We start from the raw sequence: 25,209 nt of genomic DNA on the forward strand, positions 1-25,209 counted from the left end.
GTGCCGCCGCTGTTCTGCGACGCTCCCGTGGAGCCGGTGGTCCCTGTCGATCCGGTGGAGCCGGCGCCCGCGGACCCGGGTGGTCGAGCCTGCGAATCGGATCAGTAGGAGAACTGCTCGATCTGGAGGCCGTCGCCTGCGTACGTCCAGCCCGTCCGGGTTGCCGGGTCGAGCTGGACGACGCGCTCGCGATGGGTTTCGAGCCGGCCGTTCCAGGAGCCGAACTGGGGGTACTCGACGCCGTTCACCGTACCCACCGTGTTGCCTGTCTTCAGGTCGACGACGGCGATGCGTCCGGTGGCGTTGTTGTCGGTGAAGCCGTACTGCTGGAAGCCGCCCGTGGGCTTCAGGTCCGGGAACCGGAAGGCGAGCAGCGCCAGCTGGTGCTCCCCGTCGACGGCGAGCGCGAGGGGCGCCTGAGCGGTGCCGACATTCACCGGGTCACCGCCGCCGAGCTGCCCGAGGTATCCGGTGCCGGCGAAGTTGACGCTGAAGGAGTGGTACCACGTTTCGTAGAGGTTGCCCTTCTGGTCGGCGGCGAGGTCCCCGGCACAAGGGATACCGGCCTGGCTGTGGGTGACCGTCCCGGTGTCCAGGTCGACCGCTGCCACCGTTCCGGAGCCGATCGAGCCCACGCAGTTGATGGCGGAACCGGTCTTCTGCGCGGAGAAGAGGCCGGTCGACTCGTCCACGTCCAGCAGGCCGTACGAGGTTATCCCGTCCGGAGTGGGGTCGAGCTGGAGGGGGGTGCCCATTGCGCCGGTCGCCGTGTCCACGGGCAGGACGAAGCCCGCCCGGTCATTCGAACGATGAGCGAGCACCGCCGCGCGGTGGCGCTTGGCGTCCACCCGTCCGCCCGTCACGACGTACTGGTCATCGACCCGGACGCGGCTGCCGATCGGGTTGCCGGTGCTCGTGTCGTAGGTCTCGAGCCACTGCTCGCCGGTGGTGGTCTGCTTGTGCAGGACCAGTGTGCGGTGGGCGGAGTCGACGCCGAACACCTCGTAGATGGAGCCGTACGAGGGGTCGCTCGTCAGCTTGCGCCCATAGGTTCCGGTGGCGGCGTCGTAGTCGTACACCGAGCCTTCACCGGTGGGGCTTTCGACCGCCGCGACGGACGTGCCGCCGGGGACGATCGCGAAGTCGGTCAGGTTGGTGCCATCGGGGGCCGTTCCGTCGTCGTATGCCAGGAGCGACGTCGGCGAAGCCTGCCCAACGGTCTTGCCGTGCTGGTCGACGGCGAACACCCGCAGGTCGTAGGCGACCGAGGAGGGGAGCTTGAGCGCGAGGGCGTCGAGGTCCGCCGTACCTCGCGTGCCCGTGAGCGAACGGTCGAGCGTGGCGGGGCTGTCCACCCCGTCGTGGTCGCGGGTGGTGCCGTTCTGGTTGCTGACCAGGTTGTAGGAGTTGTACATGTTCGGTCCCGGCGCGGAGAACTCCAGCAGCGTGCCGGTGGCGCCCTCGATCCGCGACACGTCGTAGTGCACTGAGAACCGCGGTGCGGCCCGGCTTATCTCCAGCAGGTGACCGAAGCCTTCGGATCCCTTCGCGGCCAAGGTGGGCGCCGCCGGGCGTTGCGAGGGGTCAGAGCCGTCGACCCGGACCGAGGCGAACTCGCCGTACGCCGGGCCGTGCTTGGCGTTGCCTGTCTGGTTCTGAAGGATACCGATGCCGTAGACGCCGCCGCCGGCAAAGAAGGCGTCGGCCGGCACGGTGACCGTGCCGCGAAGTCCGGTCAGAGGGGCGGTGTAGGCGGCGGAGAATATGGGTGCCAATGCGGGGTTCCAGTGGCCGACCTGCGAGACGACGAGCTGGGGCGAGCTGACGTTGCGCACTCCGGTGAGGTCGTAGCGCACCTGAACGGAATGCCCCGCCTTGACCACGGGCTGGACCACCGGGGCGAGTGCTTCGGCGTAGCCGCCGTCGGTGGGGCCGAAGGTCAGCTCGTGCGTGGTGGCGGCCAGCACCCGGCGGCCGCGGCGCACCTCGAAGGTGAGCGGGACCTGACGGTCCGTGGCGGAGACGACCGGAAGTCCGGCGGCGGTCAGCATCTGCGTGGGGGTGAGCCGGATCGCCGGCACAGCGGAGGTGAACTCGTGGTCGTGGATGCGCAGCGCATAGCTGACGCCGTCCCGGTCGCTCAGGCCGGTCACGTCGGCGCCGATTGTCACCGGCCCCACCAGGCCTTCACCGGTGGCGCCGGCGCCCGTGCCCGGTCCGGCCAGGTCGATGCGCCCGGGGTCGGTGGCCTCCACGTAGGAGCCACCGAGCCCGCCGATGGTCTGGCGATGCGCCACCGAGAGCCGGACGATCCGGGGTGTACCCGTGGTGGCACGGCTGCCGTCTGCCTGGTCCAGGACCGCCTGTACCGCGGCGGTGACGTCGAGCTGCGGACCGACGTGCAGCGGCTGGTCGATCTGCGGCGCAGTCGGTACGGCACGGCCGGTGCGCTCCAGCAGCGAACGGACGTCCTGGGGCGACGGGTGCTGCCCGGTCAGCCGTGCGGCCTGCAGCACGACCGCGGCGGCGGCCGCGATCTCGGGCGCGGACGCCGAGGTGCCGCCGTTGAGGACCTCCGTCACCGACTGTGCGGTCCGGCCCCGGTGCTCGAAGGCGGGGATGGCGTCACTGGGCGCCGAGACGTCCACGCGCGTGCCGAATCCCGAGGAGAAGACCCCGGAACCGTTGAGCCTGGTGGTCGCCCAGGTCCCGTTGGCCGACGCAGCTCCGCCGTTCTGCGCCGGGACGGACAACGTGTCGTCGGTCGTGCTGCCGCCCGCGGCGATCGCGCCGGAGTCCAGCACCTTGCTGGGTGTGGTCGACAGCTGGTCGTCGTCGATCCTGGTGGCGTCGGCGGCCTTGCGCGTGACGTCGGTGGCGGTGCTGCCGCCGTCGGGCCCGACGGCCGCGTTGGTGAACAGCCGGGTCCCATCGTTCGACGACACCACTACGGTGATGCCGTACTGCTTGACGATCGACGCGATCACGGACTGCTGGACCGGGTCGTCCTCCAGGTAGCGGCCGGCGATCCCGTAGGCGTCGGTGCCGTAGCCCAGGCTGGCGGTGATCACATCGGGCCGCGGCTGCTGCCGGGCCGCGGCCAGCAGAGCCACCGCTATCTGACTGAACGTCGGCTGCTGCGGGACGACGAGCCGGTAGTCGGCCCCCGGGGCGATGCCCAGGACGTCGGAGTCCCCGCTGCCCTGCATGCCCGGGCGCTGCAGGTCGTGAGGCAGCGGTGCCATCACGGAGAAGTCCAGCAGCACCTCACCCAGCGCGGTGTCCTGCCCCTGGGTCGAGCCGGTCGGGTCGAGGGCTCCGGTCGCGTCCGCGGTGTAGGTGGGGATCAAGGGCATCGTGGGGATGTCCAGGTACCGCTGGCCGTTCTGGACGACGGTCGTCGGCCCGGTTGTGCCCAGGTGCGGCGTCGACTCATCGGTGAGGTCGCCGACCGAGACGTTGGTGATGGTCTCACCGGCGCCGGGCAGCTGGTGGAACTTCTGCTTCAGCAGGCTGTAGGCGCCTGTCGCATCGACGCCACCGGCGTTGAGGAAGCTCTGCAGCGAGGTGCCGAGAGCCGCGTTGCCGGGCACACCGTCGGAGTCGGTCGCACCGCTGTCCTGCCCCCTGGCCGACGAGCCGGCCTTCCCCGCTGTGGCGCCCGCTGAGGAGGGAAGCGGCACGGCGCCGGTGTTCATGGGGGAGACGGTCCGGTCGGGCTCGGCGTAGACGACACCGGGTGTGGCGGCCAGCGCCCGGGCAGCCGCCGAGGCGTCGCCGTTGGCCAGTTGGACGACCTGGATCTTGGACAGGTCGATCGCCGCGGAGCCCAGCTTCGCCTGGGCGGCTGAGTGCAACTGCCGGGCCTGGGCCGCCGTGAGACCCGGTACCAGAGGCCTCATCGATACCGCGTGGGCCCGGTGGAGCGCGGTGTTGACCGCGCTGTCCGAGGTCAACGGGGTACGGACCTGCAGATTTCGGTGCTTGCCCAGCGACTTGCCGGTCACTGTGGCCGAGCCAAGTACCACAAGGACCTGGCGCGGGTCGTTCTTCGCCGACTGCGCGGGCGTGGGCTTCAGGAACGAGCGCCACGGACCGAGCGCCGAGGACCCGGGTGTGCCGGGCAACGCGCCCCCCGAAGACGTACCTTTCGCGCCGGAATCGGCCACAGAGGTCTGCGCTCCGGTGGCCGCCGCGTACTGCACGGGTGTGGCGAGCAGTACGGCCGCGCTGGCTATGGTGGCGAGGGTGCGAGCGATCGCTCTTCTCCGCCGTTTCATGGGCGCTCCACTTCCTACAAACGAACTCGGGGAAAGCAAAGACAAGGCGCTGCCCCCGAACAGCGCCCACGCTGCGGGGAATCTTTCAACCCGGAAAAGCCGCCACAAGATGAGCAGGGTGGCGGACTTCCGCCAACCGGCAGGAAGCCGCCACCGAAACGGCGAAGTCGCACGGCATTTACTGGCTTTGAGTCCGTGTTGTCGTCATGGCGTCGTGAAGCTGACGGCGGTCGGAGTGGAGTGCCGCATCATCCGCCGCTGCGGTGCCACGCGAAATAGGGAGGCGACCAGCCGGGCACGTACGGATCGTCTCGGGTCAGCGGATGCGGCGGAGGGTGCCGGGCGCAAGGTCGGCGAGGGTGGGGTAGCCGTCGACGGCCATGACGAGGTCGGCTTCGGCAAGCAGGGAGCGCAGGACGTGGACGATGCTGTCGGCACCGTCCAGGGCCAGGCCGTACGCGTAGGGGCGGCCGACGCCTACGGCTGTGGCGCCCAGGGCGATGGCCCTGATGACGTCGGCTCCCGTGCGGACGCCGGAGTCGAACAGAACAGGCAGGCCGTCGGCGGCTTCGACCACGGCAGGTAGGGCGTCCAGGGCGGGCAGTCCGCCGTTGGCCTGTCGGCCGCCGTGGTTGGAGCAGTAGATGCCGTCCACGCCGGCGTCCTCGGCGCGGCGGGCGTCGTCAGGGTGGTGGCGCGCGCGGCGCGCACGGCCTTCCGCGGGCGCATGGTCTTCAGCCGGCGAGCGCTCGACTCCGGGTCCGGCGTACCTGGCGGCCAGGGCATCGGTGCAGGTCGTGAACGTGGGCCTGGTGCCGACCAGCAATCCTGGTCACACTGCGGGCATGGGCGATCCCGGGTTGTTCACGCCGAACTCCGTGACCTGGCAGATGCACGGCGACCCCATGATGTGGGTCGCCGGCGTCCGCGCGCTGTACCTCCAGGCCCTGCACCCGCGCGCGGTCCGCGGCGTCATTCAGAACTCCGACTTCCGGCACGACGCCTGGGGCCGGCTGATGCGCACCGCGAACTTCGTCGGGACGACGACGTACGGCACGACCGAGGCCGCTGAGCGGGCCGGCGCCCGGGTGCGGAAGATCCACAGCATGCTGTCGGCCACCGACCCGGACACCGGCGAGCGGTACGGCGTCGACGAACCCGGGCTGCTGCTCTGGGTGCACTGCGCGGAGATCGACTCCTATCTGCACGTACTGCGCCGCTCAGGCTTCCCGCTCACCGACGCCCAGGCAGACCGGTACATAGCCGAACACCGGATCAGCGCACGCCTGGTGGGGCTCGACCCGGAGACCGTACCGGCGAGCCGGGACCAACTCGCCGCGTACTTCGAGAAGGTGCGGCCGGAGCTGGCGGCGGGACCCGAGGCACGTGAAGTGGACGACTTCCTGCTCCGGCCTCCGACGCATCCCCTTCTGGTCCCGGCGCGCGAGGTGCTGTGGCGGCGCGTGGCACACCTGGCGTACGCCGCTCTGCCGCCGTACGCCCATGAGCTGTACGGCAGACCGGCCCCCGCACCCGCCGTCGTCACCCGTGGGCTGCGGGCAACGGGCGTGCTGCTGCGGTGCGTTCCCGCACGTGTGCGCTGGCAACTGCCGCCCAAACACATCCTGCGGGCCATGGCGCGGCTCGGACCTCAAGCGCGTCCGGCACCGTACAAAGTCGGGCGATAGGCCGCCATACTGGACGAGCAGGGGGTGTGGTGCGGATCGGGCCGGCGCGGTGGGGTGCGGTCCCGAGCCGGCCTCCCGGCGGCAGGGCGGACGGCGACGGGGGCGGCGGATCGCTATGGGGGAGAACAGGCTGGTTCAGGGCCGGTACCGGCTGCTCGACCTGATCGGGCGGGGCGGGATGGGCGAGGTGTGGCGGGCCCGGGACGAGTCCCTCGGCCGGCAGGTCGCCGTGAAGTGCCTCAAACCGCTCGGCCCGTACCACGATCCGTCCCTCGCCCGTGTCCTGCGCGAGCGCTTCCGCCGCGAGGCCCGGGTGGCCGCCGGCCTCTCGCACCGCGGGGTGACCGTCGTCCACGACTTCGGCGAGTCCGACGGGGTCCCGTATCTGGTGATGGAGTTCCTGGAGGGCCGCGACCTCAGCCGGCTGCTGCAGGACAACAAGGGCCATCCGCTGCCGGTGGCGGATGTGGAGGACATCGCCGCACAGGTCGCCGCCGCACTCGCCTACACCCATCAACAGGGCGTCGTCCACCGTGACTTGAAACCCGCCAACGTTGTCCGGCTGACCGACGGGACCGTCAAGATCTGCGACTTCGGCATCGCCCGCTTCGGCCACGACATCGGCTTCACCGCCCGGCTGACCGGCACCGGCGTCGCGCTGGGCACCCCGCACTACATGTCCCCGGAACAGATCGGCGGCGACGCCGTGGACCAGCGCAGCGGCCTGTACTCGCTGGGCTGCGTACTGTACGAAATCGCCACCGGCACACCGCCGTTCGACCTGGAGGACGCCTGGGCGATCCTCATCGGCCACCGCGACACCCCACCCCGGCCCCCACGCGAACACCGCCCGGAACTGCCCGGCCACCTCGAGCGGATCATCCTCGACCTGCTGGCCAAACGGCCCGAGGAACGGCCGTACGACGCAAGAGAGTTGGTCCGGCGACTCCGGCGCGGGCGCACAACGGGCGCTCTGCCTGGGGCCGTCGGGCCGGCGCCCCCGGAGACGGGGGGCAGGAGCCGGTCGCCGGCCTGGACCCACGGCATGACCACCGGCCCCAAGGCGCTCGGCACCGGTCTCGGCGCGCTGCCGCCGGTCTCGGGGGCGATGCTGTCGTGCCGGTGGGCTGCGGCACCCCAAAGCGGCGCGGAGAACTGCGCGACCAGCCACAACGGCCCCACGGAGGCCCGACGGCCCGTACCGGCACCCCCCGTGGAGCGCACGGCACGACCCGCGGAGCGCAGCGCACGGCACCGCGAGGCCGTCCGGCTCGCCGGGCTCGGCCGATGGGCCGAGGCGGGCGAGGCGCACCGGGCCGTGGCCGCCGAGCGGGCCGCCCGCCTCGGCCCAGACCACCCCGAGACCCTGGCCAGCCGCTACGAGGCGGCCTTCGCCCTCGTCCGCGCCGGCCAGGTCCCCGAGGCACTGGCCGCCTACACGGACGTCGCCGGGGCCAGAGCGCGCGTGCTCGGCGCCGACCATCCCGACACCCTCGCCGCCCGCCAGGAGACGGCCTACGCGCTGGGCCGGCTGGGTCGCCACTTCGAGGCCCACCAGGTGTACGCGGAGGTGCTGGCCGCCCGGGTGCGCACCATGGGCCCCGACCACCCCGACACCCTGCGCTGCCGCCACAACCTCGCCTGTATCCTCGGCCGGCTCGGCCGCCCGGACGACGCCTGCCGTACGGCGCTGGAGGTGGCCACCGCCCGGGCCCGGGTGCTCGGCGCCGACCATCCGGACACCCTGGTCTCGCGCTGCGAAGTCGCCTACGCCCAGGGGCAGTCGGGCCGCTGGGAGGAGGCGCTGCACATCTACCGCGAGGTCGCCGGGGCCAGAGCGCGCGTGCTCGGCGCCGACCATCCCGACACCCTCGCCGCCCGCTACGAGACCGCCCTCAGCCTCGGCCGCCTCGGCCGCGGCGCGGACGCCCTGCGCCTGTACCGCGAACTGATCGTGGACCGCACCCGCGTCCAGGGCCCCACCCACCCCGAGACCCTGCGCGCCCGGCACGGCCTCGGGGTCAACCTCGGCCGGCTCGGCCGCTGGCAGGACGCCCTGACCGAGGCCCGCGACGTCTGTCTGCTCCGCGAGCAGGTCCTCGGGCCCGCCCACCCCGACACCCTCGTCAGCCGCCGCGAGATCGCGGTCGCCCTCGGCTGGCTCGGCCGCTGGGCCGAAGCCCTCACCGAGTACCGGCACGTCGCCGCCACCCATGAGCAGACCCTCGGCCCGGACCACCCCGACACACTCGCCGCGCGCGGCGACGAGGCCCACTGCCTGGAGCGCCTCGGCCGGGGCACCGAGGCCGGCGAGCTGTACCGCAGGGTCGCGGTGATCCGCCGGCGGCATGCGACCGGCGGGGCCTGAGGAGGACGCATGACCTCGCCCGTTGCCATCCGGCCCCGGCTGGACGCCACCCGGACTCCAGCCGATGCCACCCGCCCCGCCCGAGCCCACCCGCCCCCCGGCCGGGGCACACCTCTGGCCGCAATGGATCATCACGTGTTACGAAGAACCATGCCTGCGAACGAGCACACCCGCACATACGACGCCGTCATCGTCGGCGGAGGACACAACGGCCTGGTCGCCGCCGCCTACCTGGCCCGGGCCGGCCGTTCGGTGCTGGTGCTGGAGCGGCTGGACCACACCGGCGGCGCCGCGATCTCCACCCGCCCCTTCGCCGGCGTCGACGCCCGGCTGTCGCGCTACTCGTACCTGGTCAGCCTGCTGCCGCAGAAGATCGTGCGCGACCTCGGCCTGGAGTTCCGCGTCCGCTCGCGCACCATCTCCTCGTACACCCCGGCGGAACGGGACGGCCGGCCCATGGGACTCCTCGTCGGCGGCGGCGAGCAGCGCACCCGGGAGGCCTTCGCCCGGCTGACCGGCGGCGAGCACGAGTACGAGGCCTGGCAGCGCTTCTACGGCATGACCACGCGCGTCGCCGAACGCGTCTTCCCGACCCTCACCGAGCCCCTGCCCACTCGCGACGAGCTGCGCCACCGCATCGACGACGAGACCGCCTGGCGGGCCCTGTTCGAGGAGCCGATCGGCGTCGCCGTCGAGGAGAACTTCGCGGACGACCTGGTCCGGGGCGTGGTGCTCACCGACGCCCTGATCGGTACCTTCGCCGACGCCCACGACCCCTCCCTCGCGCAGAACCGCTGCTTCCTCTACCACGTCATCGGCGGCGGCACCGGTGCCTGGGACGTGCCCGTCGGCGGCATGGGCGCCCTCACCGACGCCCTGGCCGCCGCGGCCCGCTCGGCGGGCGCGGTCCTCGCGACGGGGCACGAGGCGGTCCGGATCGCCACCGACGGACACACCGCCGAGGTCACCTACCGCACGGCCGACGGCGAGGGCGTCGCCGCCGCCCGGCACGTCCTGGTGAACGCCTCCCCGCAGGAACTGGCCGCCCTCACCGGCGACCCGTCACCCGAGCCCGCCGAGGGCGCCCAGCTCAAGGTCAACATGCTGCTCACCCGGTTGCCCGAGCTGCGCGACCCGGCCGTCGACCCGCGGGAGGCCTTCGCCGGCACCTTCCACATCGCCGAGGGCTACCGGCAGCTCGCCACCGCCCACGCCCAGGCCGCCGCCGGTGAACTGCCCGCCGTGCCGCCCTCGGAGATCTACTGCCACTCCCTGACCGACCCCACCATCCTCGGCCCCGACCTCGCCGAGCGCGGCTACCAGACCCTCACCCTGTTCGGCCTGCACACGCCGGCCCGCCTCTTCGACCGGGACAACGACGCCGTACGCGAGGAACTGCTGAAGTCCACCCTCGCCCAGCTCGACGCCCACCTCGCCGAACCCCTCGCCGACTGCCTGGCCACCGACGCGGACGGCCGCCCCTGCATCGAGGCGAAGACCCCGCTCGATCTGGAGAGGGACCTCAGGCTGCCCGGCGGCAACATCTTCCACCGGGCCCTGTCGTGGCCCTACGCCCAGGAGGGCACGGGCCGTTGGGGAGTGGAGACCCGGCACGCGAACGTCCTGCTGTGCGGCGCGGGCGCGGTGCGCGGGGGAGGGGTGAGCGGGGTGCCGGGGCACAACGCGGCGATGGCCGTACTGGAGGCCACCGTGTAACCGGCGCCCAAAGCCCGCAAAGAATCTGACGGGACGTCAGAAAAGCTCTTCCGTCGTCCGGCCCGCTGCGGCATCCTGCGCCCATGCAGACGGAGCTGAGCAAGAAACTGGGAGTCGAGCACGCCGTCTTCGGCTTCACGCCGTTCCCCGCCGTCGCCGCGGCCATCAGCCGGGCCGGCGGCTTCGGCGTGCTCGGCGCGGTCCGCTACACCGCCCCCGGCGACCTCAAACGCGACCTCGACTGGCTCGACGCGCACGCCGATGGCCGGCCCTACGGACTGGATGTCGTCATGCCGGCGAAGAAGGTCGAGGGCGTGACCGAGGCGGACGTCGAGGCGATGATCCCGGAGGGGCACCGGCAGTTCGTGCGGGACACCCTCGCCCAGTACGGCGTCCCCGAGCTGGCCGAGGGCGAGGCGTCCGGGTGGCGTATCACCGGCTGGATGGAGCAGGTCGCCCGCACCCAGCTCGACGTCGCCTTCGACTATCCGATCAAGCTGCTGGCCAACGCCCTCGGCTCCCCGCCCGCCGACGTCGTCGCCCGCGCCCATGACCGGGGCGTGCGGGTCGCCGCGCTCGCGGGCAGCGCCCGGCACGCCCGCAAGCATCAGGAGGCGGGCATCGACATCGTCGTCGCCCAGGGCTACGAGGCGGGCGGCCACACCGGCGAGATCGCCACCATGGTGCTCACCCCCGAGATCGTGGAGGCCGTCGACCCGCTACCCGTCCTGGCCGCTGGCGGCATCGGCAGCGGACAGCAGGCGGCGGCGGCCCTCACACTCGGCGCACAGGGTGTGTGGCTGGGCTCTCTATGGCTGACCACCACGGAAGCGGACCTGCACGCGCCCGCCCTAACCCGCAAACTGCTCGCCGCCGGGTCCGGCGACACCGTCCGCTCCCGCGCCCTCACGGGCAAGCCCGCACGCCAGCTCCGTACCGAGTGGACCGACGCCTGGGACGACCCGGCCGGACCCGGCACCCTGCCCATGCCGCTGCAGGGGCTGCTCGTGGCCGAGGCGGTCTCCCGGATCCAGAAGTACGAGGTCGAACCGCTGCTCGGTACGCCGGTCGGGCAGATCGTCGGCCGGATGAGCAGCGAACGCAGCGTCCAGGCCGTCTTCGACGACCTCACCCGCGGCTTCGAGAAGGCCGTGGACCGCATCAACCGCATCGCCGGAAGGAGCGGCCAGTCGTGAGCACACCCCCCGCCGGATTCTGGGCGCAGGCCGCGCAGAACCCCGACCGCCCGGTTCTCGTCGCCCCCGACGGCGAGGAGTGGACCGCCGGACGACTGCTCGGCGCCGCCAACCGGCTCGTCCACGGGCTGCGCGCGGCCGGCCTGGAACGCGGCGACGCCTTCGCCGTCGTCCTGCCCAACGGCGTCGAGTTCGTCACCGCCTACCTGGCCGCCACCCAGGCCGGCCTCTATCTGGTCCCGGTCAACCACCACCTCGTCGGCCCCGAGATCGCCTGGATCGTCGCCGACTCCGGCGCCAAGGTGCTCATCGCCCACGAGCGGTTCGCCGCCGCCGCGCGCTCCGCCGCCGACGAGGCGGGACTGCCCGCCACCCACCGGTACGCGGTCGGCGAGGCCCACGGCTTTCGACCGTACGCCCAACTACTCGACGGAGAACCGGAGTTCGCGCCCGAAGGCCGGGAACTCGGCTGGGTCATGAACTACACCTCCGGTACGACGGGACGCCCGCGCGGGATCCGCCGCCCGCTGCCCGGCAAGGCCCCCGAGGAGGCCTACCTGGGCGGCTTCCTCGGGATCTTCGGCATCAAGCCGTTCGACGACAACGTCCACCTCGTCTGCTCACCGCTCTACCACACGGCCGTCCTGCAGTTCTCGGGCGCGTCCCTGCACATCGGCCACCGCCTGGTCCTGATGGACAGGTGGACCCCGGAGGAGATGCTCCGCCTCATCGACACCCACCGGTGCACGCACACCCATATGGTCCCGACCCAGTTCCATCGCCTGCTGGCCCTCCCGGGCGAGGTGAAGGCCCGCTACGACGTCTCGTCCATGCGGCACGCCATCCACGGCGCCGCCCCCTGCCCGGACCACGTCAAGCGGGCCATGATCGACTGGTGGGGGCACTGTGTGGAGGAGTACTACGCGGCCAGCGAGGGCGGCGGCGCCTTCGCCACCGCCGAGGACTGGCTGAAGAAGCCCGGTACGGTCGGCAAGGCCTGGCCCATCAGCGAACTGGCGGTCTTCGACGACGACGGCAACCGGCTCCCGCCCGGCCGACTCGGTACGGTCTACATGAAGATGACCACCGGCGGCTTCTCGTACCACAAGGACGAGGCCAAGACCCGCAAGAACCGCATCGGCGACTTCTTCACCGTCGGCGACCTCGGCTACCTCGACGAGGACGGCTATCTCTTCCTCCGCGACCGCAAGATCGACATGATCATCTCCGGCGGGGTCAACATCTACCCCGCCGAGATCGAGTCGGTGCTGTTGTCCCACCCGGCCGTCGCCGACGCGGCCACCTTCGGCATCCCGCACGACGACTGGGGCGAGGAGGTCAAGGCCGTGGTCGAACCGGCCCCAGGCCACGAGCCGGGCCCGGCCCTCGCCGCCGCCCTCCTCGACCACTGCGCCGAGCGGCTCGCCGGCTACAAGCGGCCCAAGAGCGTCGACTTCATCGCCGAAATGCCCCGCGACCCCAACGGCAAGCTCTACAAGCGGCGGTTGCGGGACCCGTACTGGGAGGGGCGCACGCGGCCGGTGTGACCAGGGCCTGACACGGGGCCGGGGCCGACGGCTTCACGGGCGAGGGTGAGTTCCGGTCTCCAGGAACCCGGCGAGTCCCGCGGCGTCGGTGCCGACCTTGCGGTACACGCTGGACAGCAATTGCCGCACGCCCTGCTCGGTGAGGTGCATCTCCTTGGCGATCAACGCCACCGGGTGTTCCTGGGCGGACAGTTCGGCGGTACGGCGTTCCCGAGCGGTCAGGGTGTCCGGCTGCGCATACCGCAGCGGCAGCGGGCGCAGTCCCGCCGCCGAGAGCTCTGCCCTGGCCCGGGCGGCCAGTGCCTCCGCCCCGCAGTGGACGGCGCCTTCCAGGCCTTGGTAGAGACGGTCGGCGGCCCCCTGCAGCCGCCCGTTGCGGGACAGCGCGGTGCCATGGCCGATCTGGGCGCGGGCGAGCTCGTAGGCGGCGGGCGACTGCTCCAGGTGACCGACGGCCTCCGCGTACAGGTCGAGTACCGCCGGCCCGCCGGTCACCTCGGCGAGGGTGTGCAGGGCCTGACCGATGGTGGACGCGGCGCCGAAGTCCCGCGCGCGCTTCACAGCGTCCAGGGCGTGGCCGACCGCATCGTCCGGGGCGGTGGGGGCGAGCGCGGAGGCGAGGTGCAGCTGCCACGGGCACCAGGCCGGGTTCCGCCAGGCCCGCCCGTCCAGCCAGTCCCCGACCGAGGACAGCAGCGGCGCGGCTTCGGCGTGCCGTCCCTCCGCCAGGAGCAGTTCCGCGTACACGGTGCGGGGATCGGGATAGATGACGGCGTTCGGAGTCATCTCACCGAAGCGGTGCTCGTCGGCGAGTGCGCGTGCCTCGGTGATGCGGCCACGGGCGAGCAGCGTCTTGATGAGAATGCTGACGCCGAACAACTGGGCGGCCACGACGCCTTCCACCTTGTCGGCGATGCGCAGACCTTCCCGTACGAGGTCCTCGGCTTCGGCGAGGCAGCCGCGGCGGTAGCGGACGTAGCCGGCGATGGTCTGGCCGAAGGCCAGGTGGGAGCCGTGCCAGCCCTTGGCCACGCATTCGGCGACGCCCTTGCTGAACAACTCCTCGGCCCGTCGCGGCTGGTCGCCGTACACGAACACCAGGGCGACCGAGAGCGGCACCTCGAAACCCCGCGTTTCGTCGGTCCAGCTCATGCCGCCCCGCAGGGCCTTCTCGGCATACGCGAGCGTGGTCTGCCGGGGTTCGCCGCGCTTGACGGCGTCCCAGGCCCGCAGCCCCAGGATGTAGCGCTCCTCCAGACTGCGACCGGGCAACTGTCCGGCCAGACGCGCCAGTGTCCGGGAGCGGGCGGGCGAGTCGGGGTCGTCGGTGCGGACCATGCTCCAGACGAACTGATCGGCCTGCATGCGCAGTCGGACGCGCGGATCCGTGGCCTGCTTCACCTCCTCGGCGGCCACGGCCACGGCCTCGGCCAGCTGATCGGTGTGGGCCAGAGCCGTCGTCAGCCGATAGACGATGGAGGCGCGCAGATCGGGGTCGATGTCGGGCTGCGCCAGCGCCTGGCGGAGATGCCTCACCGTGGCCGTGGGCTCGATCAGGAATGTGGCGCATGCGAGTTCGTGAAGGACCGCGGCCCGGTCCTCTGGCAGAGGCGGCTCCTGCAGCGCGCGGGTGAGCAGCCGCCGGGCAGCCTCGGTCGCTCCGGCGCGCAGGTACTCGCGAGCGGCCTCGCGCAGACATGCGACCGCCTCGGGCCTGCCCTCGCAGGGCACCTCCAGCAGATGCCGGGCGGCGGCCGTGGGCCCGTATCCCGCCGCCAGGACGGCCTGTGCGGCGATGTTGTGCAGGCCGGCCCGGAACGCCGTGCGGATGGACCGGTAGATCGTCGTGGCGATCAGCGGGTGAACGAACTCGAGCTCACCCTCGGGGCCGTGGCCGTCGGCCAGGATCCGGGCCTGGCGCAGCTTCTGGGTCGCCTCGGCCGCGGCTTCCTCGCCGAGCACCGCGATGGTCGCGGCGAGCTGCGGTGAGAAGGGCGAACCCAGTACGGCCGCGGTGTGCGCGAAGCGGACGGTCGCCGTGTCGAGGCGTTCCAGACGATCGATCAGCCCGGGGCCCTTGATCGCGGCGGCGAGCTCCCGCATCGCGGGCAGGTCGTCCTCGGTGCCGCTCAGTTTCCGCTCGGCGAGTCCGATGGCGAGCTCCACCGCTTCGAAGGGGCTCCCGCCGGTGGCCGACCAGCATTCCTTGCAGAACCGGTCCCCGGCCGCGTCACCCAGCTCGTTCCTCACGATCCGCGCCACGCCGTCGGCGGTGAGCAGCGCCAGGTCGTACGGGCGGTCTCCGCGGTGTCCCACGAGCGTGCGGAGTTGGCCCGCTTCGGACGGCAGCTCGTCGGGCCGGTAGGCGACCACGACGAGCAGCGGAAGGTCCTCGACGCGTGACGCGAAGGAGTCGAGCCAGCTGAGGGACTCGGCGTCGGCCCAGTGCAGATCGTCCAGGAGCAGGACGACGGGCGCCTTCCTCACCGCAAGGCGTGTCATGACCCAGTCGAGGCCTTCGCGGACCCCCGTCCTGTCCGGCGCAGGACCTGGGCCCCTCGCCTCGAGACCGAGCACGGCGGCGACGATGTCGTACCAACTTCCCAGGAAGGCGCGGAGCTCCGTCTCGTCCATCCTCGCCAGCGACGGCTGCACCAACTGGCGTACCACGCGGAAGGCCGACCCCTGTTCCGTCTCCCCGCCCCTGCCCGACAACACGGTGAATCCATGGGCCGCGGCCCGGGCGCGTGCTTCCGTGATGAGTGCCGTCTTGCCCAGTCCGGCCGGCCCGGTGAAGGCGAGCAGTCCCCTGCGCCTCGCTCGCGGCAAGCCGTCGGCGGTGCGCCGCAGCTCCCGGAACGCGGAATCGAGGGCCTGAAGTTCCCGTCGGCGCTCGATCAACGCGCGTTGCGTCATGATCGGTTGCCGCGGCTTCACCGCCATGTGCCGTACCGCCTTCTGTCGTTCGGCCGGGGAGCCGAGCGTACGCCTCGTGAAGGTGGGCCTGGAGGGATTGGACTCCATAAGGTGAATCATTGGCTGTGGATGGGATAATGCCCGTATGCCGGGTATGGGATCTGATCGGGCTACGGCGCGGCGGGCACCGACGCCACGTCCGCGTAGCGTGGCACGGTGCGGGACCAGTGATAACACCCGCGGATCCAGCCGATCATGGCCTCCACGTAGCCCACTGCGGCATGGCTCAACTCCGGTTCGATCTCCGCGTAGAGCTTCTGGAACTCCTCGATCGTCGCGTTGATCTCTTGGACGGCCAGGAGGACGGCGGCCTGCAGAGAGCACCGGTGCTCGCGCCGACGGGCCAGGGCCAGATTGATCATTTCCCCCGCACGCTGTTCTTTCACCGCCGAGAACAGGTCGGCCGTCCACACCGCCGCGTCGGCCGACAGCCGGGCCAGTCGCCGTAGCACGGGGTCGTGGAGTTCGGCAGGGGACAGCTCGCGTGGCTGGGCGGCCTCGTACAGGGGGTAGAACGGCTCTACGCCCGCGGTCAGCGCCCGTATGGAGGTGCAGTCGCCGGTCCGCAGCAGGAAGGGCTCGGCCTGGGCCACGGCTTCGTACAATAGGCCGTGCACGTATTCACGGCTCTGCCAGGCCCATCGCACGGCCTGCGCGGGGGTGCACCGCTCCTCGACCTGTCGGTGCAGATCGGCCAGGGCCGCTCCCAGGGGAGTGCTGGGCGGTCGGCAGTCCCGCAGAATCTCGATGCTCTCGCACAGCATCGGCAGTAGCCCACCCGGAGAGCGCCGACCGAGTTCTTCCGCCCGGTCGTCGAAGACGAATTGATAGGCGATCTGGTTCGCCACGATCTGGAGCAGACCGGAATCCACGGTGGCGCTGGTATACGACGCGAGTTCCGCGGGCCGAGTGCGGACGATCATCGCCGCCACACCCGGTTCGCCGGTCAGCCCCCACGCACTCAGCCATGCGTCGACGCCGGCCGCGGCTTCGGATTCATGGGAGTTGCGCTGGAACGGGAAGGGCATGTGCAGGTGGCTGTCGATCAGGTCCCTGAGGGTGGAGACCGGAATTGCGTCCGGTACGGCGACCGCGATTTCCTCATGCGTTGTCGACAACGGGGTCACCTGCCGTTCGGGAGTCCGATGCGCCCGAAGGCATGGGTGAACGGGCCTCGCAGGCCATCACCAGCGAACGCGGGCCCAGCGTGATCGCGGGGCGCGGTGCCCGCTCGACGTACCCGGGCAGATGGCGCAGGCGCCGTCGGCCGGCGAGGGTCGCGAGTGCCAGCGTGGCCTCCACCATGGCGAACTCGTCGCCGAGGCATTTGCGGTTGCCCGCGGAGAACGGCATCAGCGCGCGGCGCTGTTCGGTGGTGGGCTTCCCCGGCAACCAGCGGTCGGGGTCGAAACGTTCGGGGTCGGGGAACGACGTGGGATCGTGGTGCAGGAGGTACGGGCTGTACAGAACGGTGGCTCCCTCGGGCAGACGGCTCCCGGCGAGTTCGGTGTCCCTGGTGGCGACGCGGGTGAAGAGCCAGCCGGGGGACGAGTGGCGCAGCGTCTCGGAGACGACGCACCGGGTGTAGACGAGGTGCGGCAGATCCTCGGGGCCGGGCCGTCGGCCTCCGGGGAGGACGGCGTCGAGCTCGGCGTGCAGGCGGCGCTCCGCCTCCGGATGGCGGGCCAGCAGGCTGAAGGCGTCGGCCAGACACAGCGCCGGGGCCTCGACGCCCGTGAGGAGCAGCGTGATCAGGTGGTCGTGGACCTCCTGGTCGGTGATCGCCGCCGCTTCGCCGTCGCCGCGCGCGGCCGTCAGCAGCGTTCCCAGCACGTCGTCGCGGTCGGCGCCCCGGCGGCGCTCCGCGATCGCCGCGTCGATGACCGCGTGCAGACGCGACAGCGCGTGCCGGTAGCGGCGGTTGGCCGGTGTGGGGAGGCGGAACAGGGCGTCGATCGGTACGACCGTGCGGACGAACAGGCCACGGACGACGTCCGTGAGACAGTCCCGCACCTCGGCGGTCGTCGTGTCGTCCAGTGAGTCGGAGAGCAGGACCCGGCTGATCACGCGGGTCGTGAGGGTCATCATCGCCTCGGTGACGGGAACCGTCCGGCCCGCCGGCCAGGCCTGGCACACCGCCTCGGCCTCCTCGGTGACGAGGTCCGTGTAGTGGGCGACGTAGGACGGGCGGAAGCCGGGTTGCAGAAGCCTGCGCTTGTTCCGGTGCGCCGGCTGGCGGCAGGTGACGAGACCGTCTCCCATCAGCTTGCCGAGCCTGTCGTACAGCGGGCCCCCCTTGTCGAAGGTGTGCGGATCCATGAGCACCTCGTGGGTGAGCTCCGGGTGGCACACCATCCAGGCGTGCTGGGGGCCCAGCCGTATCTCGACCAGATCTCCGTGCGCGGGCAAAGAATTCAGAAACGCCAGCGGCCGACGGTATAAGGCGATACCGTGGCCGAGGACGGGGAATATGCCGGGAGCAGTACCCGTCCTCCAGGTTCGTTTCTGTGCAGGCACAGCACGGCTCATGGATGCCTCCCGCTCGACGTGAGACGTGAAATGTGTGAACTGCTGCGGACTTCGCGTCCGAGACATGTCCTGCCCAGGGTCAGCGCTGATCGGTTTTCCGAATCCATTCTCCAAAGGGGCGCACGGGGGCACGCGGAAGCAAAAACGCATGTGGCCTGCGCCTGCGGGGACCTTGACCTGTCTCCGCGGCGGACCCAGGATCATGAGCCATGACGCAGGGACACGGCAGCACGGTCGACGGGGTGCTGCGCCGCAGCGCCCGGCGCACCCCGGCCCGCCGCGCGGTGGAGTACGGCGAGCGCCGCTGGACGTACGAGGATCTCGACGACGCCGTCTCCCGCGCGGCCTCGGTGCTGCTCGCGGAGGGCCTCGCACCCGGCGACCGGGTCGGCGCCTACGGCCACAACTCCGACGCCTACCTGATCGGCTTCCTGGCCTGCGCCCGTGCGGGCCTGGTCCATGTGCCGGTCAACCAGAACCTCACCGGGGACGACCTGGCCTACCTCGTCGGCCAGTCCGGCAGCACCCTCGTCCTCGCCGACCCGGACCTGGCCGGCCGGCTCCCGGACGGCGTACGGGTGTTGCCGCTCAGGGACACCGAGGGCTCGCTGCTCGCCCGGCTGGCGGACGCACCGTCGTACGACGGGCCCGAACCGCGCGCCGAGGACCTGGTGCAGCTGCTGTACACCTCCGGTACGACCGCCCTGCCCAAGGGCGCGATGATGACCCACCGGGCCCTCGTGCACGAGTACCTGAGCGCGATCACCGCCCTGGATCTGAGCGCCGGTGACCGTCCGGTGCACGCGCTGCCGCTGTACCACTCGGCGCAGATGCATGTGTTCCTGCTGCCGTACCTCGCCGTCGGCGCGACCAACATCATCCTGGACGCGCCCGACGGGGACCGGCTGCTCGACCTGATCGAGGCGGGCCGCGTGGACAGCCTGTTCGCGCCGCCCACGGTGTGGATCGCGCTGGCGGGCCGGCCCGACTTCGCCACCCGTCGGCTCGACGGCCTGCGCAAGGCCTACTACGGCGCGTCGATCATGCCCGTCCCGGTGCTGCAGCGGCTGCGCGAGCGCCTGCCGCGGCTCGCCTTCTACAACTGCTTCGGGCAGAGCGAGATCGGCCCGCTGGCCACGGTCCTCGGCCCCGACGAGCACGCGGGCCGGCTGGACTCGTGCGGACGGACCGTGCTGTTCGTGGACGCACGGGTCGTGGACGAGCAGGGCGAGGACGTGCCCGCCGGCACGCCCGGAGAGATCGTCTACCGCTCACCGCAGTTGTGCGAGGGCTACTGGGACAAGGCCGAGGAGACCGCCGAGGCCTTCCGGGACGGCTGGTTCCACTCCGGGGACCTCGCGGTGCGCGACGCCGACGGCTACTTCACGATCGTGGACCGTGTGAAGGACGTCATCAACTCCGGTGGCGTACTGGTGGCTTCACGCCAGGTCGAGGACGCCCTGTACACCCATGAGGCGGTCGCCGAGGCCGCCGTGATCGGACTGCCCGACGAGCGGTGGATCGAGGCCGTCACGGCGGTCGTCGTGCTGCGCGGCGAGGTGACGGAGGATCAGCTCGTCGCCCATGTGAAAGAGAAGCTCGCGCCCTTCAAGGCGCCCAAACGGGTGCTGTTCGTGGACGAGTTGCCGCGCAACGCCAGCGGGAAGATCCTCAAGCGCGAACTGAGGGACCGCTTCAGCGGCTAGCCGAGGCAGTCGGCGGTCTTCGACGGCAGCAGGGCGTCGGCCAGCAACCGCCACTGGGGCAGCGCCGATTCGCCCGGCTCTACGCCGATCACCTGCACGGCGACGTGATCGGCGCCCGCCTCCACATGCGCCTGCAGCTTCCGTACGACCGTGTCCGGGTCGCCCCAGAACACCAGGTCGTCCACGAACCGGTCGCTCCCGCCGCCGGTGAGGTCGTCGTCGGTGTATCCGAGGCGACGGAACTTGGCGAGGTTGTAAGGGGTTTCGAGGTAGCCGTGCAGGTGCTCGCGCGCGAGGGCGCGGGCCCGGTCCGGGTCGGTCTCGAACAGCGCTGCGTGCTCGACGGCCAGGAAGGCGTCCGGCCCGAGGATCTCCCGCGCCTGCTCGGTGTGGGCCGTGTTCACGTGGTAGGTCTGGGCCCCCTCGGCGCGGTCGCGGGCCAGCTCCAGCATCTTGGGGCCGTAGGCGGCCAGCAGGCGCCGGACGGGCTGTGCCGGGCGGGGGTTGTGCGTCTCCATGGCGTCCAACTCGTCGAGGTACCCGGCCATCGCGGCGAGGGGCTTGACTCCCGGGCGAGGCTGCCCGCCGAAGCCCAGACCGAGCACATGGCGCCCCGGATAGGCGTCCGCGAGCAGCACAGCGGCACCGTGTGCCCAGGTCGCCTCCCGGGACCAGATCCGGGCGATGCCGTTCACGACCCCTAGCCGCCGCGTCGAAGCGAGCAGAAACCCGGCGTGCGTGAACGCGTCCCGCCCGAGCGCCTCCGGGATCCAGACGGCCCGCCAGCCCAGATCCTCCAGTTCCTGGACCGAGTCCCGGATCCGCGCGGCCGGCTGGTGCTCGAAGTCGAAGGTGTAGATCCCGAACGTGCCGAGGTCCAGGCCGTTCTTCCCCGCCATCGTGTCTCTCCCTACGCGTCGGGTCGGTGCGATGATTCGAAATATCGCAGATTCTCGATATGAATTGCAAGGCGCGGCCGGCACGGGTGATGCCGAGTGGGCTAGAGCGACCGCCCCAGCTCCGCGACCAGGTCGGCTATGCGCTGTTCGTCCCGCCTGTAGTGGGTCCACTTGCCCACGCGGGTGGCCCGGACCAGGCCCGCGCGCTGGAGTTCCGCCATATAGGCCGACACCGTCGACTGGGCCAGGCCCGCCTTGGCCTGGATGTGGCTCACGCACACACCCACCTCGGCCGGATCGGCGGTGGCCGTCTCCATCGGGAAGTGCCGCTCGGGCTCGCGCAGCCAGCGCAGCATCTGCAGCCGCATCGGGTTGGACAGCGCCCGCAGCGCGTTGACCAGGTCGGGGTCCGGGGTGGGGGCGGTGTCCGTCATGGGTTCGGAGTATAGAGCGGCACCGATGTTTCGGGGTACGTCGATACGACCCCGGTCAGCCACCGACCCTGCGGCGCAGTGCCGCTTTCTCGGGGCGGTCGCCGGCTGGCGTGACGTGGGGCGGGTGGGGCGGGGCGACCGGCCGGGTCGGGTGCGCCATGGCCTGCCCTCGCCGCCGTACCCGTACACGGCCCCGGCGGCCCTTGTCCTCAGGCCCGAGGCCGCAGGTCCACGATCCGGCGGATCTTGCCGACCGAGCGCTCCAGGGACTCCGGCTCCACGATCTCCACGTCGACGGACACCCCGATCCCGTCCTTGACGGCCGCGCAGATGGACCGGGCCGCCGCGTCCCGCGCCTCCGGGCCCGCGTCCGGGCGGGCCTCGGCCCGGACGGTCAGCCGGTCCAGCCGGCCCTCCCGGGTCAGCCGGAGCTGGAAGTGGGGCGCCACACCGGGCGTGCGGAGCACGATCTCCTCCATCTGGGTCGGGAAGAGGTTGACCCCGCGCAGGATCACCATGTCGTCACTGCGCCCGGTGATCTTCTCCATCCGCCGGAACGCCCGGGCCGTGCCGGGCAGCAGCCGGGTGAGGTCCCGGGTGCGGTAGCGGATGATCGGCATGGCCTCCTTGGTCAGCGAGGTGAACACCAGCTCGCCCTGCTCGCCCTCCGGCAGCACCTCGCCCGTGATCGGGTCGACCACCTCCGGATAGAAGTGGTCCTCCCAGATCGTCAGCCCGTCCTTGGTCTCCACGCACTCCTGCGCCACACCAGGGCCGATCACCTCGGACAGCCCGTAGATGTCCACGGCGTCGATCGCGAACCGCTCCTCGATCTCGTGCCGCATCTGCTCGGTCCAGGGCTCGGCCCCGAAGACGCCCACGCGCAGCGAGGTGCCGCGCGGATCCACGCCCTGCCGCTCGAACTCGTCCAGCAGCGTGAGCATGTAGGACGGGGTCACCATGATGACGGCCGGCTGAAGATCCTGGATCAGCTGCACCTGCCGGGCCGTCATACCGCCGGAGGCCGGGACGACCGTACAGCCCAGGCGCTCGGCACCATAGTGGGCGCCCAGACCACCGGTGAACAGCCCATAGCCGTAGGCCACATGCACGATGTCACCGGGCCGCCCGCCGGCCGCCCGGATCGACCGCGCCACCATGTCGGCCCACATGGAAAGGTCGTTGTCCGTGTAGCCGACCACCGTGGGGCGTCCGGTGGTGCCGCTGGAGGCGTGCAGCCGGCGAATGCGCTCGCGCGGCACGGCGAACATCCCGTACGGGTAGTTCTCCCTGAGGTCCGCCTTGGTCGTGAAGGGGAAACGAGCGAGATCGGCGAGGGAGCGGCAGTCCTCGGGGCGGACGCCGGCCTTGGCGAAGGACTCCCGGTAGAACGGCACGTTGTCGTAGGCATGCCGCAGCGAGGCGCGCAGTCGCTCCAGCTGGAGTTCCCGCAGTTCCCCGGGCCCGAGCCGTTCGCCCGCGTCGAACAGGTTCGTCGCATCCGCCATCGAGTCGTCTCCCTCGCCGCACTCACATACCGGACGACCGATCATTCGGTCGACCCGTCGGGGTCAGTAATTCAGGCCATGCGGCTCCAGGCAAGAGGGCTGCGAAGATTTTCTGCGCCTCTCGCACCGGAGAATGGGCACATGGAGCTGCGAAGGGAACTGCTGCCCCCGCCCGTGCCAGCCGAGCGGCTGGCGGAGGTGGGCGCGGAGATCGAACGGATCGAGGCGCTGCTGCGCGAGGACGAGGAGGTCGGGCGCCGTGCCGTGGACGCCTTCAACGCGGCGACCGGGCACGCGTACGACCCGTTCGCCTTTCTGGAATGGTGGGCGGCGCGCGATCTGGAGGAGTTCGCTCTGGAGGCGGCCCGGCCGGCGTGGCCACGGGTGCCGGACATCACCCGGGACGAGCTGATCGAGATCGTCCGAAGGATGCGGGCCGGATACGCGACCGGTGATCCCGACGCGGACTACTACCGGCTGGTGCTGGAGGTGAACGTCGCCCATCCCCGGTCCTTCGGCGTGACCGAGCAGGACGCCCCACCCGAACGCATCGTCGACGAGCTCCTCGCCCACCGGCCCATCGCCCTGTAGGACGCCCTCTCGCGCCGGGTGGTAAGGCGCGCCCCGAGTGGCAAACCGCGCGCCGGGTGGTAACGCGCCCCGGATGGTAAAGCGTTGCGCCGCTCCAGGGCCGACCGACATGATCACGACCATGCCGACCTTCACCACACCCGACGGCACCCGGCTCGCCTACCACCTGCGGGGCGCCGGCGAACCCCTGGCCGTCGTTCCCGGCGGCCCCATGCGTGCCTCCGCCTACCTCGGTGACCTCGGTGGGCTGGCCGCGCACCGCCGCCTGGCCCTGCTGGACCTGCGGGGCACCGGGGACTCCGCGCTGCCGGCGGACCCGGCGACGTACCGGTGCGACCGCATGGTCGAGGACGTCGAGGTGTGGCGCGCACACATGGGCCTGGAACACATGGATCTGCTCGCCCACTCGGCGGGCGCGGCCCTCGCCATGCTCTACGCGGCCCGCCACCCGCAGCGGATACGGCGGCTGCTGCTCATCACGCCCAACCCCTCCGCCCTGGGCCTGCGGGCGACCCCCGAGGACCGGCTGACCGCGGCCCGGCTGCGCGCGGACGAGCCGTGGTTCGCGCAGGCGTTCCCGGCCTTCCGGGCCTGGCTGGCGGGGGAGGCGGACTTCGACGACGTGTTCCTGCCGTTCTTCCACGGCCGCTGGGACGACGCGGCCCGGGCGCACACGGACGCCGAAGTACGGCAGACCAACGAGGAGGCGGCGGACCGCTACTTCGCCGACGGCGCCTTCACCCCGGGCGCGACCCGCACCGCCCTGGCCGAACTGACCGCGCCGGTCCTCCTCCTCGCCGGGGAACTCGACGGCGGCCCCCGCCCGGACGTGGTCCGCCGTGCCGCCGAGACGTTCCCGAACGCCGAGGTCGCCGTCCAGCCCGGCGCCGGTCACTATCCCTGGCTGGACGACCCGGAATGGTTCCTGAAACGCGCCCTCGCCTTCCTCGACGGTTCGGCCGGCCCGGCTCTGCCCTCGGCAGAGCAGGCGGCCGGGACCGGAACGCCCGGCTAGCGTGCCCGGCATGGAGACCGCTGCGCTGCACACCGTCGAGGCGAACGGCATCACCCTGGCCTGCCGGTCCTGGGGGCCGGCGGACGCCCCGCCCGTCGTGCTGCTGCACTGCCGGGGCGCGGACGGCGCGGACTGGACGCACATCGCCGAACGGCTCGCGGCACCCCCGCACCCGCGCCGGGTGTACGCCCCCGACCTGCGCGGCCATGGACACAGCGACTGGCCGGGGGACTACCGCGCCGAGGCGATGAGCGACGACGTCCTCGCCCTGCTGACCGCCCTCGGCCTCGGCGACGCCGATGTCGTGGGCCATTCGCTGGGCGGCCTCGTCGCCTACCTGCTGGCCCAGCGTCATCCTGGTGTCGTACGACGGCTGGTGCTGGAGGACGTCTGCGCACCCGTGCCGCTCGACCCGCCCCGGCCGCCCGCCGAACGGCCCGCGGGGGAGCTGCCGTTCGACTGGGCGATGGTGCGGGCCACCGACGAGCAGCGCAACGCACCCGATCCCGTGTGGTGGGACCACATGGACCGGATCACCATGCCGACGCTGGTCATCGGGGGCGGTCCCACCAGCGTCTCTAATCAGCTAAGCGATCCCATGGGAACCGTAGGGTCCGGTGCGGGTTCTTCCCACCTGGGCGGGGCTGCGTGAGCGTGGAGGTGGAATCCCGCGCCCAGTGCTGCTCCGCGTGGCCGGTGTCGGCGGGTGGTGGGTGTGCTGATCGTGGTCACGTCCTGGTGCCGGTGGGCAGCGCG

The 25,209-nt window shown here is 71.7% G+C and carries 16 protein-coding genes and 1 pseudogene; 9 read left to right on the plus strand and 8 right to left on the minus strand.

Going from position 1 to position 25,209, the window contains the following annotated elements; genetic code table 11:
- Positions 1–101: 101 nt before the first annotated feature.
- Positions 102–4,280, minus strand: coding sequence for a S8 family serine peptidase (locus AB0M27_RS38515; protein ID WP_365729241.1), 4,179 nt, complete (start codon positions 4,278–4,280; stop codon positions 102–104).
- 316 nt (positions 4,281–4,596) lie between these two features.
- Positions 4,597–4,971 (minus strand): annotated as a pseudogene (locus AB0M27_RS38520) (alpha-hydroxy-acid oxidizing protein); the annotation flags it as partial.
- A gap of 154 nt (positions 4,972–5,125) precedes the next feature.
- On the opposite strand from AB0M27_RS38520, the gene AB0M27_RS38525 reads away from it, so the two are divergent.
- The 5 genes from AB0M27_RS38525 (at position 5,126) to AB0M27_RS38545 (ending at position 12,795) form a co-directional block, all read left to right on the plus strand.
- A complete protein-coding gene (locus tag AB0M27_RS38525) occupies positions 5,126–5,968 on the plus strand; it encodes an oxygenase MpaB family protein (RefSeq protein ID WP_365729243.1) in 843 nt (280 codons plus the stop codon).
- Positions 5,969–6,083: 115 nt separating this feature from the next.
- Positions 6,084–8,336, plus strand: coding sequence for a serine/threonine-protein kinase (locus AB0M27_RS38530; RefSeq protein ID WP_365729247.1), 2,253 nt, complete (start codon positions 6,084–6,086; stop codon positions 8,334–8,336).
- Between the two features lie 150 nt (positions 8,337–8,486).
- Positions 8,487–10,052 (plus strand): NAD(P)/FAD-dependent oxidoreductase, encoded by a 1,566-nt coding sequence (locus AB0M27_RS38535; protein WP_365729250.1) that lies wholly within the window; start codon positions 8,487–8,489, stop codon positions 10,050–10,052.
- An 83-nt stretch (positions 10,053–10,135) separates the two neighbouring features.
- Positions 10,136–11,248 carry a nitronate monooxygenase family protein gene (locus AB0M27_RS38540; protein ID WP_365729252.1) on the plus strand — a complete coding sequence of 371 codons (1,113 nt, stop codon included), beginning with the start codon at positions 10,136–10,138 and terminating at the stop codon, positions 11,246–11,248.
- A complete protein-coding gene (locus AB0M27_RS38545) occupies positions 11,245–12,795 on the plus strand; it encodes an acyl-CoA synthetase (RefSeq protein WP_365729254.1) in 1,551 nt (516 codons plus the stop codon). The genes AB0M27_RS38540 and AB0M27_RS38545 overlap by 4 nt, the downstream gene beginning before the upstream one ends.
- Positions 12,796–12,828: 33 nt before the next feature.
- On the opposite strand, the gene AB0M27_RS38550 is transcribed toward AB0M27_RS38545, so the two are convergent.
- The 3 genes from AB0M27_RS38550 to AB0M27_RS38560 all read right to left on the minus strand — a co-directional run bounded on the left by AB0M27_RS38550 (position 12,829) and on the right by AB0M27_RS38560 (position 18,504).
- Positions 12,829–15,738: an AAA family ATPase gene (locus AB0M27_RS38550; RefSeq protein WP_365729272.1), complete on the minus strand. Its 2,910-nt coding sequence runs from the start codon at positions 15,736–15,738 to the stop codon at positions 12,829–12,831.
- Positions 15,739–15,881: 143 nt separating this feature from the next.
- Entirely contained in the window at positions 15,882–16,898 is a 1,017-nt protein-coding gene (locus AB0M27_RS38555) for a (-)-alpha-amorphene synthase (RefSeq protein WP_365729256.1), read from the minus strand.
- Positions 16,873–18,504: a cytochrome P450 gene (locus tag AB0M27_RS38560; RefSeq protein ID WP_365729259.1), complete on the minus strand. Its 1,632-nt coding sequence runs from the start codon at positions 18,502–18,504 to the stop codon at positions 16,873–16,875. Before AB0M27_RS38560 ends, AB0M27_RS38555 begins: the two co-directional genes overlap by 26 nt.
- A 5-nt stretch (positions 18,505–18,509) precedes the next feature.
- Here AB0M27_RS38560 and AB0M27_RS38565 point away from each other — a divergent pair, with 5 nt between their 5' ends.
- Entirely contained in the window at positions 18,510–20,006 is a 1,497-nt protein-coding gene (locus AB0M27_RS38565; RefSeq protein ID WP_365729262.1) for an acyl-CoA synthetase, read from the plus strand.
- On the opposite strand, the gene AB0M27_RS38570 is transcribed toward AB0M27_RS38565, so the two are convergent.
- The 3 genes from AB0M27_RS38570 to paaK form a co-directional block, all read right to left on the minus strand.
- The gene (locus tag AB0M27_RS38570) at positions 20,003–20,905 is read right to left on the minus strand and encodes a TIGR03620 family F420-dependent LLM class oxidoreductase (RefSeq protein ID WP_365729263.1); all 903 of its coding nucleotides are present in this window, start codon (positions 20,903–20,905) and stop codon (positions 20,003–20,005) included. The genes AB0M27_RS38565 and AB0M27_RS38570 overlap by 4 nt on opposite strands.
- 101 nt (positions 20,906–21,006) lie before the next feature.
- Entirely contained in the window at positions 21,007–21,339 is a 333-nt protein-coding gene (locus AB0M27_RS38575; RefSeq protein ID WP_365729264.1) for a metalloregulator ArsR/SmtB family transcription factor, read from the minus strand.
- 209 nt (positions 21,340–21,548) lie between these two features.
- The gene (paaK, locus tag AB0M27_RS38580; RefSeq protein ID WP_365729266.1) at positions 21,549–22,847 is read right to left on the minus strand and encodes a phenylacetate--CoA ligase PaaK; all 1,299 of its coding nucleotides are present in this window, start codon (positions 22,845–22,847) and stop codon (positions 21,549–21,551) included.
- A gap of 141 nt (positions 22,848–22,988) precedes the next feature.
- Here paaK and AB0M27_RS38585 point away from each other — a divergent pair, with 141 nt between their 5' ends.
- The 3 genes from AB0M27_RS38585 (at position 22,989) to AB0M27_RS38595 (ending at position 25,105) form a co-directional block, all read left to right on the plus strand.
- Complete coding sequence (locus AB0M27_RS38585; RefSeq protein WP_365729268.1) at positions 22,989–23,438, plus strand: hypothetical protein; 450 nt, start codon at positions 22,989–22,991, stop codon at positions 23,436–23,438.
- A 121-nt stretch (positions 23,439–23,559) separates the two neighbouring features.
- The gene (locus AB0M27_RS38590) at positions 23,560–24,453 is read left to right on the plus strand and encodes an alpha/beta hydrolase (RefSeq protein WP_365729269.1); all 894 of its coding nucleotides are present in this window, start codon (positions 23,560–23,562) and stop codon (positions 24,451–24,453) included.
- Positions 24,454–24,463: 10 nt separating this feature from the next.
- Positions 24,464–25,105: an alpha/beta hydrolase gene (locus AB0M27_RS38595; protein ID WP_365729271.1), complete on the plus strand. Its 642-nt coding sequence runs from the start codon at positions 24,464–24,466 to the stop codon at positions 25,103–25,105.
- Positions 25,106–25,209: the final 104 nt, after the last annotated feature.

It is taken from the genome of Streptomyces sp. NPDC052107, from assembly GCF_040680215.1.
GTDB lineage: Bacteria > Actinomycetota > Actinomycetes > Streptomycetales > Streptomycetaceae > Streptomyces.

Bases quoted from the DNA above. Each gene is read 5' to 3' on its own strand.
- AB0M27_RS38515 (WP_365729241.1), bottom strand. From the start codon at position 4,280: ATGAAACGGCGGAGAAGAGCGATCGCTCGCACCCTCGCCACCATAGCC.
- AB0M27_RS38525 (WP_365729243.1), top strand. From the start codon at position 5,126: ATGGGCGATCCCGGGTTGTTCACGCCGAACTCCGTGACCTGGCAGATG.
- AB0M27_RS38530 (WP_365729247.1), top strand. From the start codon at position 6,084: ATGGGGGAGAACAGGCTGGTTCAGGGCCGGTACCGGCTGCTCGACCTG.
- AB0M27_RS38535 (WP_365729250.1), top strand. From the start codon at position 8,487: ATGCCTGCGAACGAGCACACCCGCACATACGACGCCGTCATCGTCGGC.
- AB0M27_RS38540 (WP_365729252.1), top strand. From the start codon at position 10,136: ATGCAGACGGAGCTGAGCAAGAAACTGGGAGTCGAGCACGCCGTCTTC.
- AB0M27_RS38550 (WP_365729272.1), bottom strand. From the start codon at position 15,738: ATGGCGGTGAAGCCGCGGCAACCGATCATGACGCAACGCGCGTTGATC.
- AB0M27_RS38560 (WP_365729259.1), bottom strand. From the start codon at position 18,504: ATGATCCTGGGTCCGCCGCGGAGACAGGTCAAGGTCCCCGCAGGCGCA.
- AB0M27_RS38565 (WP_365729262.1), top strand. From the start codon at position 18,510: ATGACGCAGGGACACGGCAGCACGGTCGACGGGGTGCTGCGCCGCAGC.
- AB0M27_RS38570 (WP_365729263.1), bottom strand. From the start codon at position 20,905: ATGGCGGGGAAGAACGGCCTGGACCTCGGCACGTTCGGGATCTACACC.
- AB0M27_RS38575 (WP_365729264.1), bottom strand. From the start codon at position 21,339: ATGACGGACACCGCCCCCACCCCGGACCCCGACCTGGTCAACGCGCTG.
- paaK (WP_365729266.1), bottom strand. From the start codon at position 22,847: ATGGCGGATGCGACGAACCTGTTCGACGCGGGCGAACGGCTCGGGCCC.
- AB0M27_RS38585 (WP_365729268.1), top strand. From the start codon at position 22,989: ATGGAGCTGCGAAGGGAACTGCTGCCCCCGCCCGTGCCAGCCGAGCGG.
- AB0M27_RS38590 (WP_365729269.1), top strand. From the start codon at position 23,560: ATGCCGACCTTCACCACACCCGACGGCACCCGGCTCGCCTACCACCTG.
- AB0M27_RS38595 (WP_365729271.1), top strand. From the start codon at position 24,464: ATGGAGACCGCTGCGCTGCACACCGTCGAGGCGAACGGCATCACCCTG.